At 37.8% G+C, this 16,994-nt stretch carries 15 protein-coding genes and 3 pseudogenes; 5 read left to right on the plus strand and 13 right to left on the minus strand.

Annotation, left to right across the window (positions count from 1 at the left end):
* Positions 1 to 275: 275 nt before the first annotated feature.
* Positions 276 to 1,142: an SDR family oxidoreductase gene (locus tag VB797_RS29690; protein ID WP_323241370.1), complete on the plus strand. Its 867-nt coding sequence runs from the start codon at positions 276 to 278 to the stop codon at positions 1,140 to 1,142.
* A 350-nt stretch (positions 1,143 to 1,492) separates the two neighbouring features.
* Here the strand turns inward: VB797_RS29690 and VB797_RS35085 are convergent.
* Positions 1,493 to 2,712: pseudogene (locus VB797_RS35085) on the minus strand (acetate/propionate family kinase).
* A gap of 311 nt (positions 2,713 to 3,023) precedes the next feature.
* Here VB797_RS35085 and VB797_RS29705 point away from each other — a divergent pair.
* A complete protein-coding gene (locus VB797_RS29705; protein WP_323241373.1) occupies positions 3,024 to 4,010 on the plus strand; it encodes an SDR family oxidoreductase in 987 nt (328 codons plus the stop codon).
* 158 nt (positions 4,011 to 4,168) lie between these two features.
* On the opposite strand, the gene VB797_RS29710 is transcribed toward VB797_RS29705, so the two are convergent.
* From VB797_RS29710 to VB797_RS29730, 5 genes are all read right to left on the minus strand, one after another.
* Positions 4,169 to 4,501: a hypothetical protein gene (locus VB797_RS29710; protein ID WP_323241374.1), complete on the minus strand. Its 333-nt coding sequence runs from the start codon at positions 4,499 to 4,501 to the stop codon at positions 4,169 to 4,171.
* 556 nt (positions 4,502 to 5,057) lie between these two features.
* Positions 5,058 to 5,948 (minus strand): hypothetical protein, encoded by an 891-nt coding sequence (locus VB797_RS29715; protein WP_323241375.1) that lies wholly within the window; start codon positions 5,946 to 5,948, stop codon positions 5,058 to 5,060.
* Positions 5,949 to 5,978: 30 nt separating this feature from the next.
* Positions 5,979 to 6,800, minus strand: coding sequence for a hypothetical protein (locus VB797_RS29720; RefSeq protein ID WP_323241376.1), 822 nt, complete (start codon positions 6,798 to 6,800; stop codon positions 5,979 to 5,981).
* 45 nt (positions 6,801 to 6,845) lie between these two features.
* Positions 6,846 to 7,475, minus strand: a complete 630-nt coding sequence (locus tag VB797_RS29725) for a hypothetical protein (RefSeq protein ID WP_323241377.1) — start codon at positions 7,473 to 7,475, stop codon at positions 6,846 to 6,848.
* Positions 7,476 to 7,923: 448 nt separating this feature from the next.
* Positions 7,924 to 8,679 carry a hypothetical protein gene (locus VB797_RS29730; RefSeq protein ID WP_323241378.1) on the minus strand — a complete coding sequence of 252 codons (756 nt, stop codon included), beginning with the start codon at positions 8,677 to 8,679 and terminating at the stop codon, positions 7,924 to 7,926.
* Between the two features lie 539 nt (positions 8,680 to 9,218).
* On the opposite strand from VB797_RS29730, the gene VB797_RS29735 reads away from it, so the two are divergent.
* Both VB797_RS29735 and VB797_RS29740 read left to right on the plus strand, forming a co-directional pair.
* Positions 9,219 to 9,764, plus strand: coding sequence for a CAP domain-containing protein (locus tag VB797_RS29735; RefSeq protein ID WP_323241379.1), 546 nt, complete (start codon positions 9,219 to 9,221; stop codon positions 9,762 to 9,764).
* A 76-nt stretch (positions 9,765 to 9,840) separates the two neighbouring features.
* Positions 9,841 to 10,470 carry a ribonuclease H-like domain-containing protein gene (locus VB797_RS29740; RefSeq protein WP_323241380.1) on the plus strand — a complete coding sequence of 210 codons (630 nt, stop codon included), beginning with the start codon at positions 9,841 to 9,843 and terminating at the stop codon, positions 10,468 to 10,470.
* 100 nt (positions 10,471 to 10,570) lie between these two features.
* Here VB797_RS29740 and VB797_RS29745 read toward each other — a convergent pair whose 3' ends face one another.
* From VB797_RS29745 to VB797_RS29755, 3 genes are all read right to left on the minus strand, one after another.
* Positions 10,571 to 11,023: a rhodanese-like domain-containing protein gene (locus tag VB797_RS29745; protein ID WP_323241381.1), complete on the minus strand. Its 453-nt coding sequence runs from the start codon at positions 11,021 to 11,023 to the stop codon at positions 10,571 to 10,573.
* Positions 11,024 to 11,390: 367 nt separating this feature from the next.
* Complete coding sequence (locus VB797_RS29750; RefSeq protein ID WP_323241382.1) at positions 11,391 to 11,900, minus strand: hypothetical protein; 510 nt, start codon at positions 11,898 to 11,900, stop codon at positions 11,391 to 11,393.
* 222 nt (positions 11,901 to 12,122) lie between these two features.
* A complete protein-coding gene (locus VB797_RS29755; protein ID WP_323241383.1) occupies positions 12,123 to 12,512 on the minus strand; it encodes a hypothetical protein in 390 nt (129 codons plus the stop codon).
* Between the two features lie 556 nt (positions 12,513 to 13,068).
* On the opposite strand from VB797_RS29755, the pseudogene VB797_RS29760 reads away from it, so the two are divergent.
* Positions 13,069 to 14,010, plus strand: a pseudogene (locus VB797_RS29760) (ADP-ribosylglycohydrolase family protein).
* A 203-nt stretch (positions 14,011 to 14,213) separates the two neighbouring features.
* Here the strand turns inward: VB797_RS29760 and cutA are convergent.
* The 4 genes and pseudogenes from cutA to VB797_RS29780 all read right to left on the minus strand — a co-directional run.
* Positions 14,214 to 14,534, minus strand: coding sequence for a divalent-cation tolerance protein CutA (gene cutA / locus VB797_RS29765; RefSeq protein WP_323241384.1), 321 nt, complete (start codon positions 14,532 to 14,534; stop codon positions 14,214 to 14,216).
* A 136-nt stretch (positions 14,535 to 14,670) separates the two neighbouring features.
* On the minus strand, positions 14,671 to 15,732 hold the full coding sequence (locus tag VB797_RS29770; protein WP_323241385.1) for a transposase: 1,062 nt from the start codon (positions 15,730 to 15,732) through the stop codon (positions 14,671 to 14,673).
* Between the two features lie 26 nt (positions 15,733 to 15,758).
* Positions 15,759 to 16,643: a hypothetical protein gene (locus tag VB797_RS29775; RefSeq protein ID WP_323241386.1), complete on the minus strand. Its 885-nt coding sequence runs from the start codon at positions 16,641 to 16,643 to the stop codon at positions 15,759 to 15,761.
* Between the two features lie 136 nt (positions 16,644 to 16,779).
* A pseudogene (locus tag VB797_RS29780) lies at positions 16,780 to 16,994 on the minus strand (hypothetical protein); the annotation flags it as partial.

Consider the following 16,994-nt stretch of genomic DNA (forward strand, 5'->3'; position numbering starts at 1 on the left):
ATCGCCCATTAGCTCTAACTTGTTTCTACCTCTTTCTATAGAAAAAGATAATTTAATAATCTATCTAGCGATAAAGGTTTTATTAATACAGCATCACATAACATCGGGAGGGAGAAAGAGAATAAGAAACTTCTCAATTGACCATTAGTATAGTTAATTTTCTTGTTGAACAAAACGATTAGCATAGTGAAAGCACTAGCTTCGACCTTTATTCGACCTTTAAAATATCCAAAAAAGATTAATTGTACGTAATAAATAAAATAAGGAGAACTAACATGACTATTACCCCAGATCAAATTCCTGCTCAGTCTCAGGATAAGCAGCCTGCATTAGAATCGGAAATGAACCCCCAACCGCAGTACGATCGCGAAAGCTATCGAGGTAGCGATAAATTAAAGGGTAAAGTAGCTCTAATTACTGGCGGTGACAGTGGTATCGGTCGCTCTGTGTCAGTGCTGTACGCTAAAGAAGGTGCAGACGTTGCAATTGTTTATCTCAACGAACACGAAGATGCTGAAAAAACTAAAAAGTTAGTTGAAGCAGAAGGACAAAAGTGTTTGTTATTGCCAGGAGATATTAGCAACGAAAAGTTTTGCTCTGAGGTAGTAGAAAAAACAGTAAAAGAGTTGGGCAAACTGGATATTCTGGTTAATAATGCTGCCGAGCAGTACATGGAAAACCCCGAAACTTTAGAAGATATCGATGCGGCACGTTTGGGTAGTATTTTTAGTACCAATATCTTCTCGATGTTTTATTTGTGCAAAGCTGCAATTCCCCATCTCAAAGAAGGTAGCTCGATTATTAATACTACTTCGATTAATGCTTACAAAGGTAATGCTGCTTTACTCAGTTACTCAACAACTAAGGGTGCAATACTTGCCTTTACTCGCTCCCTATCTCAATCGTTATTAAAGAAAGGTATCCGCGTTAATGGAGTAGCTCCCGGACCGATTTGGACTCCTTTTATTCCCGATGCATTCCCTGCCGAAAAAGTCGAAGGCTTTGGCAAACAAGTACCGATGCAACGTCCAGGACAACCCGTTGAAGTCGCTACCAGTTTTGTTTTCCTAGCATCAGATGACTCTTCTTACTTTGCCGGACAGGTATTACATCCTAATGGTGGTGTAGTAGTCGGAGCATAGTAGTCGATCTCATTAATTTTGACGGGTAAAAAGGTTCGTAGTAAGCGCTTTAGCGCTCCGGATTTAGGATTAAATCCGGAGCGTAAGCTGATGTGCAGCTAAATTGTATAACAGGAAAACCTGAAAATATTGTAGTGCGGTAGCGCAGCGTGTCCGTAAGGACATGCATCTTGCGATCTTGTATTATACAAATTAAATGCGTAACAGCTTAGAACCCGTCGGAATTAATGATTTGGACTAGTAGTCCACCACATTAGTTATGAGGAGTTAGCGTAGTGCGTTCACTAAGTGTCCGTAAGGACATGCATCTTGCTCGCTCGTGACCGCTAGCGAGCGAGACGCTCGCACTACTAAAATTTTGTCAAAATTGCCTGTTGTGCAATCTGCAAACCTTCTTGAACTGGTATCACATAAGCCTGTAACCGAGAATCATCGGTACTAATTCGACCTTCACAATCGATGGTTTGTTGATTTCGTACCGAGTCAAGCGTTAATCCGCACCATTTGAGTTGAGAACAAATGCGATCGCGAAGCGCTGCTCCAAGCAGATCGCGCAGGTAAGGCGTATTTTCCCCAATTCCACCACCGAATACAATCGCTTTAGCTCCACCTAAGACAGTTAAGTAAGCTCCAATATATTTAAGAATGCGGTAACAAAAAACGAACATTGCCAGACGCACGCGCTTATCATTATCAAAATGCTTCATCAGCACTCGCGTATCGTGAGACATCCCAGAAACACCTAAAAGCCCGGATTTATTGTTAAGTAAGTCTTCTATTTCACTAACTTCAACACCTTCTTTTGTGGCAAGATAATTTATCAGTGCGGGATCAATATCGCCGCAACGTTTCCCCATCATCAAACCTTCAAGGGGTGTAAAACCCATTGATGTATCGATTGATTTTCCGGCTTTGATTGCCGTTGCAGAACAGCCACTTTCCAAATGCAGCGTAATAATATCAACTTCTTCTTTGGGAGTATTAGTTATCTGCGCGTATCGCGTCGCCATATATTCATGGGAAATACCGTGAAAGCCGAACGCCTTATCTGATAGCGTTCGGACAGTTCAAACGGAATTCCGTAAAGGTGGGCATAATCCGGAATATCGCGGTGAAATACGGTATCAAAAACAGCCACCATCGGCACGTCACCAATTAATTTACGGCTAGCCCGAATTACATCTACTGCATTTGCATTGTGTAACGGTGCAAGTTCTTCAAGGGCTTCGATCTCTGCTATAACGCGATCGTCAATTAATACCGGAGCAGTAAAGCGGTTTGCTCCATGCACTATTCGATGTCCGACAACATCAAATTCGCTATTTATTTCTTTTTCCTTAAGCCACTTTATTGCTTGTTGAGTCGCCGTACTATAATCATTAGCGGTTATTTGCTGCTTGTCAATTACTTCTTTATCCTGCAACTGCGATAAAACCGCATCTCCTCCGATATGTTCGATAGAACCGCTGATTACTTTGTGCAACTGCTGCAAGTTAGGGTTATGAGAATCAGCCCGGATTAATTCAAATTTGAGAGAGGCACTACCTGCATTAAATACTAAGATGTTCATTTTTAGTTTTCATTTTATTTTAGAGGTTTTCTCAATCATTTACAGACGCTGATTGATTTTGTTCAATACCAACGTCTAATCAGTTATCCCTTCGATGGTATTAAGAATGTAATTTTATTTTCACCCTACAGATAGAGTTTTCTTTTGTTTTAAAAAACAACTATAAAGTAAGAAATTATTAGTATTTTACTTTTACAAAAATTAAACTGTGGAGTACGCTGCCTATTTATTTTGAATAAATTTATCTTTTTTATGAATAAATAATTAATGGCACCAACAAATACAAATAGATAATATTAGGAATAATCAAAATGCAATTAAAGCCAATTTCTCAACAGGTAGTCTGTATCGTCGGAGCTTCTAGCGGTATCGGCAGACAAGCCGCTCTTGATTTTGCTAAAAGAAAAGCGAAAGTTGTGGTTTCTGCGCGAAATGAAGTAGGGCTGAAGTCTTTGGTAGACGAAATCGAATCGAAGGTCGGTGAAGCGAAAGCAATTACTGCCGATGTCGCAAATTTTGACCAAGTAAAGGCGATCGCCGATTTTACGATTGAGCAATACGGACGAATTGACACTTGGGTTCATGCGGCTGCAACTGGTGTGTTGGCTCCTTTTGAAGAGATTACTATAGAAGAATTTCAGCGGGTGATGGACGTTACTTTTATGGGACAGGTTTATGCCGTAAAAGCAGCACTACCCTATCTCAAGCAGCAAGGAGGAGCTTTGATTCATATTTCCTCAATGGAAGGTAAGCGGGCTTTGCCACTACAAAGTCCTTATTCTGCCGCTAAACACGCTCTTCAAGGCTTTCTAGAATCTCTACGAGTGGAGTTGCAACACGACAACATCCCTATTAGCGTTACCAGCATCTTACCAGCAGTAATTAATACTCCTTTTTACAACCATGTTCTCACTAAATTAGGAGTAAAACCTACTGGAATACCCCCCTATTACTCACCACAGATAGTAGCTGATGCCATCCTTTACGTGGCAGAAAATCCGACTCGTGAATATATTGTGGGAGATGTAGGGCGAATTTTGGATGTATTAGAGCGGCTCTCACCGGAACTGGTAGATGCAATATTAGCGACGGTTGGTTTCTCCGGACAGAAAACGAATCAGCCTAAATCCGCAGACGCGCCAAATAATCTGTATGCGCCGATGGAGGGATACAATCAAGTTAGGGGAGATTTTAACGAGCTAGAGATACCCAGTATTTCCGATTGGCTGGAAATGAATCCGCCGCTAAAGTGGGGAGCATTAGCTGCTTCACTCGCTGCAATAACTTTCAATAAATAATTTAGAGACGTTGCACTGCAACGTCTCCCTATATTTTAATTAGTATTTAGCCCAACGTTAGTACGAACACTTCCAGTTGTGGGTGAATTATAAATAAAAAGACTTTTATAAAAAATTACTTAGAACTCAGTTTTCCTAAAGCAGTTTTGAGTTTAGATTTATCTATTTTTTGGTACATAATCACTACAATTAATGGCTTCTTCACTTAAAACCACCGCAGGATGTACAGCACAAGGAAGATGTTGATTATTGTCAAAAAATTGACATTTGCGGCAGGGAATAGAAGAAAAATGCTTGAGGGTAACTAGTTGGGTATATAAATTTCGACGATATTTTACTTGCTTAAAAAAAATAAACGCCAAAGTGATGACAAAAGCCACGGGAATGATGGCTAGCCCAACCTGGATAGTTGTTACTTCTCTTGAAGCCGGAATATTTGGCGATATTTCACGAGTGCTTTGTTGAGTTATGATTTCTGTTTGAGGTAGCATTTTGATTTCAATGGTTTGCAATTATGAATGTAGTTTATGAAATTTTAATTGATTTATCTGCCGACAAATTTAATGTTTTAGTAATTTTTTGATGACGGACATCGTAGTAACTGCACAATTCAATCAGTATCTAAATGTTTGCGAAAGAATCCTTATTAAAAAGGAATTTTTTATTCTGAAGTTCGCATAGTCAAAACTAAATTTACAGTTTATTTACAAAAAAAGGTCATGTAGATGTAGGTAAAAATCAACATTAATTCAAGTAATATCTCTAAAAGTCGAAACGATACACCTATCTGTGGTTAGGGTTTAAAAGTTAGTGAAATGTATGTCTTAAGATAGTTATTTTATCGGTTCATATATGTAGAGATGCATTTTTTTATAAAAAATATTTTTTATGAAGTTTTTTAAAGAAAATAGCGATCGCAATGTCTTATGAATTCGATAAGTTATCATAATTTGTTAAAAAACCCGGTTTTTTTAAACTGGGTTTCTTGAATTATTATTAAATTAATTATAATTTTGTCAGCTAAACAGTCTTCTTACCAATTACCAATCAATCTAAAATTGAAACTCTCGAAGGATAGACTGTATCCGCAATTAACACGGGTTTTTCTTTGTACTTTAATTCCAATTCTTTCTTTAATCCCGAATCCCAAGTTAATTTATACTCTTTTTCTAATTCAGCAACTCGAAATGGACGCATAATTCCGGTTACAGCTACTGTTTGTCCATTATTTACAGCCATTGCAGGAGTAGGATTTAAAACTAATAAATCTTGTTTACCTAATAAATTATCTTCATCCAGGGTGAACATTTTAGGATTTTTAATATTCTCTATTTTTCCGGTCAATGCCAATCGTCGGTTATAGTATTTACTAGGATTATCGGCAATATCGTTTACTTGCGGTGCTAAGGCTATATGTTGAGCAATAATAGTAGTTGCATTTTTATAATTTTTATAAGCTTCATCTTGCAATCTTAAACTAAATTCTTTTTCCAGCTTAGGTATATCTAGCTGACGAACTGTACCTGTAACTTGTACTTCTGTATTTTCTTCCGTGGGGAGATTAAAAACTCTACCAGATGCGTTAATAATAATAACTGGTTTACTTTCAATAAAGAACCTTTTGTTTCTGACAGCAAAGGAAGTTGGACTGAGTTGTTCAATATTTTTGCTTCTAATAGTAACAAATTTACCAATTAAATCGTCTTTTTCTTTTGCGACTTGGGATACTGACATCAATCCTGGGGTAGCAGCAGGTTTCCGGTTAAACATAAAGTAAAGCGCAAACAAAAGTCCAAAAAAGGCAATACTGAAAATTACTTTTGGACTCCAACTAAAACGATTCTGTGTTTGATTAGCCATTGTTATGGGGATAATAATTGGTAGATAAAATAAAATCAAACATTCAAAAGGCTGAGATAAGATCGTAAAACTTCTCATCTCAGCCTTTATTCAACTGACAAGTTTATATTAGTCGGAAATCGCAGAAGGATAAACGCTATCAGCTACAAATACAGGTTTAGTACGATACTCGGCTTCTAACTTCTGTTTAAGTTTTAAATCCCAGCCCAAATCGTACTCGCGGTCAAAATCAGCCACTACAAATGGACGAAGTACCCCGGTAAGTGCGACTACTCCATTATCTTTTATAGCTACTTTAGGTTTGGGGTTGAAAACTAACAAATCTGTAGCTCCAAACAACTTATCTTCATCGAGCGTGAAAACTTTAGCGTTTTGAATATCTTCCACCTCACCGACTACAGCAAGTCGCTTGTTATAATACTTCTCAGGATTTTTAGTAATATCACCTGGGTCTGGTGATAGTGCAATAGACTGAGCAATAATTGCAGGTTTGTTTTCGTAATCTACATAATATTGTTTTTCTAGCTTTAAGTTATATTCGCTTTCAACATCTGCAAGTACTAAATTGCGAACTATACCCGTTACCTGAATTTCTGTATCGTTATTTTCTGGTAAAGTGAAAGGTTGTCCTGAAGCGTTGATAATCAAAATAGGTTCGCTACCAAAGAATTTTTCATCGCTGACAGTAAACGAAGTTGGACCAACTTTACCTTTGGGTTCGCTTCTTACAGTTACAGTTTTACCGTCTAATTTATCAGTATTATTGACAACTTCTTTAGTCGTAACATTTCCCGTTCCTTCTGGAAGATTTGCCTGATTATTGTTATCGCAAGCGGGAAGTACTAAAGCCATTAATGCTAATGCGATCGCGCTTTGAAATCTCCAAAACTTATTCATAGATTCACCCTTACCTTGACTGAAATTAAACATTTTTTTCTTGTTACTAACTCGATTCATTTTTAATCAGCGTTTAAATTAGTTCAAAAATACATCACCATCTGCTTGAATTCTTAAAACACCTTGATCGTTATCGGGAGTTGTTTTCTCATCCAAAGAAACAGTTAACATCCCATCTTCTTTACCGGACATTGGCATTACTCGTAGAAGCCCTTTATCTTCTCTCACCATAGTGATAGTTGCTGGAGCGGGAATATCACGTAAAACTACTTCTTTTCCACCTTCTAAATAGCGAACCTCTGTATGAGTAAGAACTTGATAGGAGATGCGAGCGTTAGTATCGTTTTTCAACGTCACGCTTACTTTACCCATCATTGGCTTGATAGTAGCAACAGCACTAGCACGGTTTTCGGGAATGGGTGGCTGTATGGGTTTTACGTTTGTAACTGGGGGTATTGCGTTTAGCGATTGGTCTACAGCTTGTCCGGTTTGCTTCCATCTTGTTGTAGCAGCATTTGGAGTGCATCCTGCGGGAACTATTATCTTATTGTTGTAAGGTTCTTCATAATAGATTTTTGGGCAAGGATTACGCTTCGGGTTGGGACGAGCAGGAATTGCAAGTGCAGTTAATGGTAGGAACGGAATCAAAATTGCAAAGCCACTCAGAACTTTTTTTAATGTTCCGATATTTCTTTTTTGATCAAACATAAATACCTCTTTATTTACCATTCTTTTACCTAATTAGCTATTTGTAGATACACTATTGATAATTTTTATTTTTTATAAAATTTGATTTAATTAACTCCTATTACTTGCTATTAATTGACCGCGTTAATTTTGATAGATTTATATTCATAATTTTATTACTCATATGAATATGAGACTAAAACTCTTACTGTGAACTGAATTAGCCTTCATAGCTTATGTAGTGGAGTACTATAATTATTAAAATTACAAATCAAATGATTTAACTGAATTTAATCTCAGTGTAGGTTTTTTTGCTAATCAAGTCTTCTTGCTAAGGCAATATTTATTATGCCTAGCTAAATCTATCTTTAGAAGTAAAATTTGATATCGAGAGATATAGTTAAATATTTATGAAATAAGACGTAACAATAAAACTTTTTATTTGCTGTTATTGAGATACTTAGCTGACTTAAAGAGCCAAAAGTAAAATGCTATAAATTGCCGCACCTAATGCAAAAGCCCAAAAACGGCTTTCTCTATTTTCAGGAAGTTCTTCTTTGAGTATGTTAAGCACAATTCCTCCCGCTAAAAAGGCAAAAATAACAGCTATTGCAGCTTTTCCAATTTGAGTACCGCTACCGATTACCCATCCAACAATAATTGCTGCTGCTAATATCCAGCGTCCGATACGATCGTAAATATGCTTGTGATTTTCTCGTAAACCGAAGTCGTTGACAACAAAGTGAAGTGCCATTGCTAAACTATACAGTAACAAATTTTTTATATCCGGCTCTTCTCGATGCATTAACAAGTAGCCAATTAAGGCATTATAAACTGCAAAAGAAGCAATATGTACCCAAAATACTCCTTGAGTTGTAACGTCTCCTTTCCCTGCTTTCTCTTGACTTTCACGAGATTTACTGGCCATTCTTTCTAAGCCATAAAATACGCTTAATCCTAATAATGCTAACAGGTAAACGTGATGTTCTAAATAAAAAATTAACCCGGTTTGCGTTCTCTCTAAAACTTTCTGATGTTCGCTTAATTCTGGCAGGATATGTACAAAAACGTAAGCAACCGAAACTCCACCTGCACCACTCAACCAGCGATTGCGCGGAACTTTTGCAAAGCGCAGTTTACCGCTAAATAGATGGGTTAACGACAACGCGATCGCAATTAATGCTGTGGTAATTATGGCGGATGTAGATGGTAATGATTCACTCATCAATTAATAATCTATAATATTTTGTTTTATATTCATTCAATACTGTACCGTAAACCGAATTTACGATCTTGTTACTTTATTCCAGGAATGGCCGCAATTGTCACAAGACCGAGGGAACGGTGCGTGACACAAAACCTTATTATTGCGTTAGAAATCAAGCGAAGTGTCACAGCACCCTACGACCAAAATATGCCAGTTGCGGCCATTCCTATATTCGATAAGTTTCCGTTAAAAAATAAAAGTCTTATTTTTTACCTAAATAAATAGACGGTAGTAATCAATACGCATTTTTTTGTCAAATTGATATTCTTGATACTGAGTCAGAATATTTGCTGAAATTATGTTTAAACTTCGTGAAGTCTTCATTGATTATTCGGAATGACTTAATATAAAAATTCCTTGAATTAGCTAGTCTTGACGGCTAGATGAGGATATGCAAAAATCTTGAAACTAATAAAATACTTATTTTTATACGGGTATAGAAAGAAACTATAAACCCGAATTAGCGTCTTAAAACCGTATAAATCACGTAATTGCTCATGAGCCAAAAAACTATGCTCGGTATTGCTTTTACTACACTTGTTTTGGCTAGCGCGATCGCGACAAAGCCCGTACCGGGTCATACGTCCACAAGCGAACCAACGGTGAAAAAGCCACTGTTAATTCCATCACGTCCGGTAAAGCTATCTACCAATGTAAAAACTACCGAATTGGAAAGGGTAATATTTGAGCAAATAAATCAGTATCGGGTTTCTAAAAAATTGCCAAAGCTAAAGTTAGATGCCAAAATTTCTAAGCAAGCGAGGATTCACAGTCAAAATATGGCTAAACATCAGGTACCATTTAGTCATAATGGGTTTGCGAAACGAGTCGATACCATCCCAATTGCTTATAATAGTGCGGCTGAAAACGTTGCTTTTAACTCCGGATATGACGATCCTGCGATGGAAGCGGTAACAGGTTGGATTAAGAGTCCGGGACATCTCAAGAATATTCATGGTAAGTATAACTTGACGGGGATCGGTGTCGCTGTCAATAGCGAAGACGAGTATTTTCTTACACAAATTTTTATTCTTAGTAAATGATGATTTATGATTTCTTAAGCCATATAGCGTTTGCTCTTTTTATAGTGGCAGACAACACATTGTTTTTTTAAAATTCATGGAATTACAAGACTTTCAGGTTTGCGATCGCGATTTTGATGAAGTTACTCTTTCAGAATACTTAAAGAGTGAAGCAATTGCTGTAGATACCGAAACTATGGGATTATTGCCTTTACGCGATCGTTTATGTTTGGTGCAGATAGCTGACGATAAAGGTAAGGTAACGGTTGTCCGAATTGCCAAGGGACAAAATGAAGCCCCAAATTTAAAAAAACTCTTAGAAGCAACTAGTGTCCTGAAAATATTTCACTTTGCTCGTTTCGATCTAGCAACGTTGCGTCACTATCTGGACATAATGGTAAATCCTGTTTTTTGTACCAAGATTGCCAGCAAATTAGTTCGTACCTATACTCCAAGACACGGACTCAAGGAAGTAGTACAAGAACTAGAAAAAGTAGAACTTGATAAAAGCGCTCAATCTTCCGACTGGGGAAACGCTGCTAATTTATCCGATACTCAACTAAGTTATGCTGCTAACGACGTGCGTTATTTGGTTAGCGTACAGCGGAAGTTAGCAGAAATGCTTAAACGTGAAGAGAGATTGGAATTAGCCTCGGATTGTTTCAAATGTTTACCAACTATAGTAAAGTTGGATTTGTTACAGTTCAAGGATTTATTTGAGCATTAACGCCCACACCCTTCAAGGATAAGGCTACAAGAGCAAAGCCCACTGTAAGGTGGGCTAAGAGATATGAAACCTTATTTATTCAATTCAATCCAAAATTGTCTTATTTATCCATATTTGCTGCTTGGTCTTTCATGCGATCGATGACATTATAATCATCCTTACCAGCAGGAGTCCTTGATTCTACAATACCTTCTGTAGGACCACCGATAGCTTTCCATGCACCGAGTCCACCCTTAAGTTCCGATACGTTTTCAAAACCTTTACTTCTTAAAGCTTGTGCGGCTTGGGTGGTATCGGCATCGCTAGCACCGTAAACGTAAATATCGCGGCTTTTAGCTAAACTTTGTGCTGCTGCGTCTCCTAGACCGTCCATCGACATTGGTAACGCGCCCATGATGTGACCTTCATTGTAGGTTTGGCGATCGCGCACATCAATAATAGTAAACGCAGGCTCACCCCACTCCAAGCGAGATTTAAGTACGTGAACGTCCGACTTTTTCTGGTCTACAGGAGGTTGAGATGGAATGATATTTTCAATGGGATTGTTAGCCATGTGTTTTCCTCTGTTTTGTTAATATACATCAACCGTAAAAGCGTTAAGGGTCAATAATACATAAGCATTTACACGATTTACACGTTTTCCAACTGTGTTATTTGCGAATCAAAGTGTATTATTTAATCGAAATTTACTATGTATGAACCCGGATCAATTAAGCTTTGAGACCCTCAGCCCTTGACACTTTTGCGGCTACGTTTTATTCATTGATCAAAATTTAACGTTATAAGAGATCAAAACTGCTCTTTCTCTAGAATGAATATTTCAAATATTTCTCTAACGATAGGATGAGATAACAAAAAAAAAGGGCGCGATCGCTGCAACCCTTTTATAATTCTCAAAAAAATCTATTGGATCAACTTACTTAAGCTAGGACAAAATCGACATCACTAGCACCAGCAGAGGTAGATTGACCGGATTGCAACTTATTGCCATTAACCTCAACAGCAAAAGGAGTGGAATCTAAACTGAGATTGTAATCAGTTTTATCAGAAGTATATCCGACACTCGCAACCATTTGGCGACCTGCATCAGTATATTTGAAAGCCAACATCTGATTCTTCTTTTGCTTATTATCGTAAGCCCAAATTACCATATACTGTTCGCCTTGATATTCAAAAATCTTCGGTGGACGATTGGGAACGTAACGTCCAGCTTCCCCAAAGCTTGAATCTAAAAAGCCTTGAACAGAACTTTCTTCAACAGCAGCATAAGCGACCTCATCAGCTGCGGGAGCTTCAGCATCAGGTTCATTTTCAGGTGGTGCTTCTTCTTTTCCACGGTTGCGGAAATAGTCTACAGCTTTCTTAGTTCCAATTGCACCAACAGCCGCGACACCAGCACCAATTAACAAATTACGAAGATTATTAGCCATGGATTTAACGATGAGAAATAAGCATCGAGGTAACATCCTATCACTAAGAGAGACTTATTCGAGATTGATTTATTTTTTTTATATAATTTGATAATGCGGCTAGATATCTGGTTAAGATTAGTTTATTTTTTTATTGTCAGTTGGAATTATTAGGTGAAGAATAAATTATCTATTCATCAAACCTATTTAGCCCCAGCTTGATCTTTAAATCGTCAAATATTTTTACTTTCTGCACCCAATAGATAGATTTTTACCATCACTTGAAGTTGAAACCGACACGATAAAATCTTCTGGACAAGTTTGTACAGAATTATTTTGGATTATTTTGATATCTTCAGAAAGCGTACACTCTTCAAACTGTGACTTTTGAGCAAACGTTATGTATTTTTTTGCTTTACAAGGAAATATAGAAGTGCCTATTTGAGGATTGCTTATACTAACTTTAGTATCTCTCGCTAATACGCAATATGCTAAAGAACCGTTAGAATGCCTAACAATAGTACCCGATTCACATGAAACTGCTGAAATTGCAGGTTGAGAAAAAACTAAGTTTATCGCAGAAACACTGAGAAAAGAAGCAACTGTAGTTAACTTACAATTAAAATATTTCATTTGTTAAAACTCTTATTTTTATAGGTATGGAGATTTTGAAAATACTGTAAATAAATATCAAAAAAAAACACCCCTTCCGGGGTGTTAACATCTTCCCAACAATCAGCAACAGTGACAAATGCGGGACAAACCACATCCAGAGTCACAGGCGTGTATTGTTATATTATTAACTTTTTAATAGATACACCTCAGAATATGCACTTAGAAGCCCAAGCTAAAATTGACAAAATAGTTTTTATCTGACTTCATGTGTATCTATTTAATTGATTAAATAATAATTTTAGGAAGAAAAAGGAACTGTTAAAATTGACTTACGCAACTGGCACATTTTTTCTTGTAGGGTGTTGATTTTAAGGGAAATAAACCATATTTTTGCACATAATTTAGTACAGTATTTAACTAGTTCCCAGTCTCCGACTGGGAACTCCTGTGTGTGAGGCTCCGCCTCAAGTACATTAACAGGCAGAGCCTGCCGCCAAGCGTTCCCAGGCGGAGCCTGGGAACAAGAAAAGTTAATGACAAGAAAATATGCAATTAAACTTAGTAGGATAAAATTATGATAAAGAATTTTAAATCTACGTCGGGTTTATTAGGTTTATGTATTGGTGATGCATTAGGTGTACCTTTAGAATTCACCAGTCGCGCCGAAAGAATAAAATCTCCGGTAACATCAATGTTGGGTTATGGAACTTGGGATGTGCCTGCTGGAACTTGGTCAGATGACAGTTCGTTAACTTTTTGTTTAGCTGAATCTCTTTGTCACGGGTTTTCGCTCGATAATATTGCTAATTCTTTCTTGCGCTGGTATCACGAAGGTTACTGGACAGCTAGCGGTGAAGTTTTTGACATTGGCAATACAACGTTTTTGGCGATCGCCGATTTTCAGCGAGGTGTTCCACCTTTGCAAACTGGCGGAAAAAGTGAAAACAGTAATGGTAACGGTTCGTTGATGAGAATTTTACCTATGGCTTACTGTTACAAAAAGCTGACTTTTCCGGAATTAATTTCCCGTACTCATCAAGTTTCTTGCATAACTCACGCGCATCTCAGGTCACAAATGGGCTGCGGGATTTATGTAAGTATTGCACTTTCTTTATTGGAAGGGGAGGAACCACAAGCAGCTTACAAAGAAGGATTGAAAAGAATACAGGAAATTTATTCTGCATCGGAATACGCTGCTTAAATATCACATTTTAACCGAGTATTTAGCGATAATATTGCTGAGTTAACTGTAGATGAAATTCAGTCGAGCGGTTATGTCATACATACCCTTGAAGCATCGTTATGGTGTTTGCTAAATAGTACGTCTTACTCCGAAGCGGTATTGAAAGCAGTAAATTTAGGTGGAGATACAGACACCACCGCAGCAGTTACGGGTGGTTTAGCGGGAATTTATTATGGTGTGGAGAATATACCCGCAGAATGGATCGAGCAAATTGCCCGCAAACAAGAGATTATAGATTTAGCTGCACGTTTTGAAGCAGCAGTTTTTGATTAGTTAGGAGTTATGAGTGAGGAGTTAAGAGTTAAAACTTTTCCGGTGAATGAATCTTTTAAGAGGGAATAGGGGAAAAATACGACCCCCGTAGATAATGTTAACAGTAGAGCAAAATAATCTTCATATAGTAAGGTTTTGAGAGTTGTTCGCCGTTTTTTTGCATACTAAATAGTAAAGAATTAAAAACTCATAACTCATAATTCTTAATCAACTTGTTGTGCAATCCACTGTAAATAAGGTTGATGACCTTTAATAATGGGTAAAACAATAATTTCAGGTACTTCATAGGAGTGAAGTTCGAGTATTTTAGCTTCTACTGTGGGAAATCGAGTTAAATCGGTTTTGATAAAAAGTTGCCATTCTTGGTCTTTGCTGACTTTCCCTTGCCAAGTGTAAATCGAGTTGATAGAGGTGAAACTAACGCAAGCAGCGAGTTTTGCCTCTACTAAAGCATTGGCGATTTTTTCTGCTTCTTGCTGAGAACCAGTTGTAACCAATACTATACCGCACTCGGTATTATCCATAATTAAAGAAAAAAGTAGATGGACACCAGTGAAAATAATTAGTAATTTTACTAATTAAAAATTATTTTATCGTTCCGGCAAGGGAAAACTCATAACAAGCAATTTAGTTTGTGTACCGATAATCAGTGACAGTTAATTAAACGGTTGATAGCGAATATACCTGCCCATCAATTAACAATCGGGTAATTCCCTTAGCTTGTAATTGGTAACGAGCCTTGTGAAGCACTTTGCTATCAGGTACTTTGATTACGCGATCGCGCTTTGAAGAAAAACGTTTTGCCACTCGATGGTTATCGAAGATGGGTAAAGTTGTTTCTTGGGTTTCTGGACTGGGAATTTCTCCTAAGTCGCTAAAATCCCTCAGCGGACGAGTAATTAGTTCTGCGGCTCTATCTATAACTAAATAGCAGGTTCTAGGTAAATGAGCCTCAGCTAGCGGTAGAACTCGAACTAAAGGTTCGTTTGACCTTCTTCTGGGAACAAAACGTGTAGGTTCCTCAAAATCATCATCATCATCGTCTTGATCATTATCGTCTTGGTCTTCATCATCGAAATCTTCGTCGTCTTCAAGTAAATCGTCTAAATCTTCCAAGTCATCAACATCATCAAGTTCCTCACCAAACATTTCCGCGATTACTTTGGCTTCTGTAAGCTCGTTATCTAATAGCGGACTGGGAATACTCTTGAGTTGGGGAGGACTAGGAACCCTAGATACTTCTTGTGTTTCTTCCAATAGTTCCAATTGTTCCGCATCTGGGGAAAAATTTGCAGATGATGGTGCTGAGGAACGCCGTTTTACTCTTCTAGGTGCTTCGGTTGTGTTATTAACCTTCCTAAGTATGGGCTGTTTTTTGACGACAACTTCTTCAACTTCAACTTCTTCCTCGTCTTCCTTTTCTTGAATAGGTATTTCGATAATTTTGGGCTTAGAAGTGTCCTTCTCTTCGCTTTGTGCCTTGACATCGTTAAAAGAAGGAATATCATCATAGCTGACTTGCGCCCTACCTTCAGGGGTTCTAGCAGCACGCTTGAGAGAAACTAAATACTCGTACTCATCTTCTGGCAAAGTACTTTTGAGCAAGCGGCTAATAGTTGAATTGCTTACTCCATAGCGCTCTGCCAAAGTAGAAGTAGTTTCGGCACTTTCTCGGTACAGCTTGAGAATTTCTTTTTTGTCGGATTCTGTTAGTTTTCTCACGGTAGTAGACCCCAAACGTTGTTTTTCTAAGTTCGTTTGCGTCCGCGTTCTCGTCGCGAACGATTTGATGAAGCCTCAAATTCCAGGGCAGCGCCCATACTGAATAAAACCCCACTCAACACCCAACACACTTCTAATACGTCTCCACTTTGATAATTGGGATCTCTAGTAGCCCATTTAAACCATATATCTGCAATGTAAAGCGAAAACGTTGCAACTGCAATCATTCGCCAAGGTAAAGATGCTCTTCCACCCCAAAAAGCTAATAGTAAACTGGTAGCAATAATTAATAGTAATACGTCGCTGACTACGTAGAACCAACTTAAAAATGTACCAATTTGATCTTTCAATCCAGAAACTTCCGTTGCAGCAGCGGTCGTTGCTGGGTCTTGCTGACTAATTAGCCATGCCAAAGCACTACCAAAAGCGGCGATCGCCAATACAATTATCCACTGCCAGACCTCTAAATTGATTCGCCTTGAAGCTACCGCTAAAATCATGCCGATACCGACCAACAAATATGTCACCACAAAAAATATATCGCCAACTGAAGGAAATGGTTCCTCCCCTAAGACTATTTCTGTATAACCAAAGAATATCCCTCCTAAGAAATAAGAAAGCATACCTATACCAAATAACAGCCAAACGTTTCTACCACTGACAATTTTGCGACTGCGCCAATTTCTTAAGCACAAAATCCCCGCCATCAGGTAAGCGAGAGCTTCAAAAATATTTGTTCCAATTACATACCATTCAGCACGACTGACTAAACCATTTGCATCCGGAACCTTGGCACTAAAAAGTAAAAAGTATAGCAATGCCAAAACACCCCAACAAATATTCGCCAGGAGAATATTTTGAGTGGTAAATAATGACTTTAAATTGTCGGACTTGTTATAAATACTACTCATTTATGATTTACCGTGTTTATGCACTTCATAGAGATTTTGCCTATAGATCGTGTACGCAAGATAAACTCTCTTTGAACCAGAGCGCATTTAACTTGACAAACCTACACAATCTTAACTGCATAAAAATCACTATATGTTAATGCCACAGTTTACCCAGAGTTGAATTACTTAGCCAAGTCATAAATAGCTTTCTTTCCGGTATAGGCATATCTTGTAAAGTATCCAATGCCTGATGAGCAAAATCGGAATTACCAAAATACGCTTTACCCAGTCGATGCAATTCTTCCAGAAAGACGGCTACATAATCTTCTTCCCAAAAAGGAATTTGAATCGGTTCTAAAGGATTTATAC

This window comes from Rivularia sp. UHCC 0363, from assembly GCF_034931125.1.
GTDB lineage: Bacteria > Cyanobacteriota > Cyanobacteriia > Cyanobacteriales > Nostocaceae > Rivularia.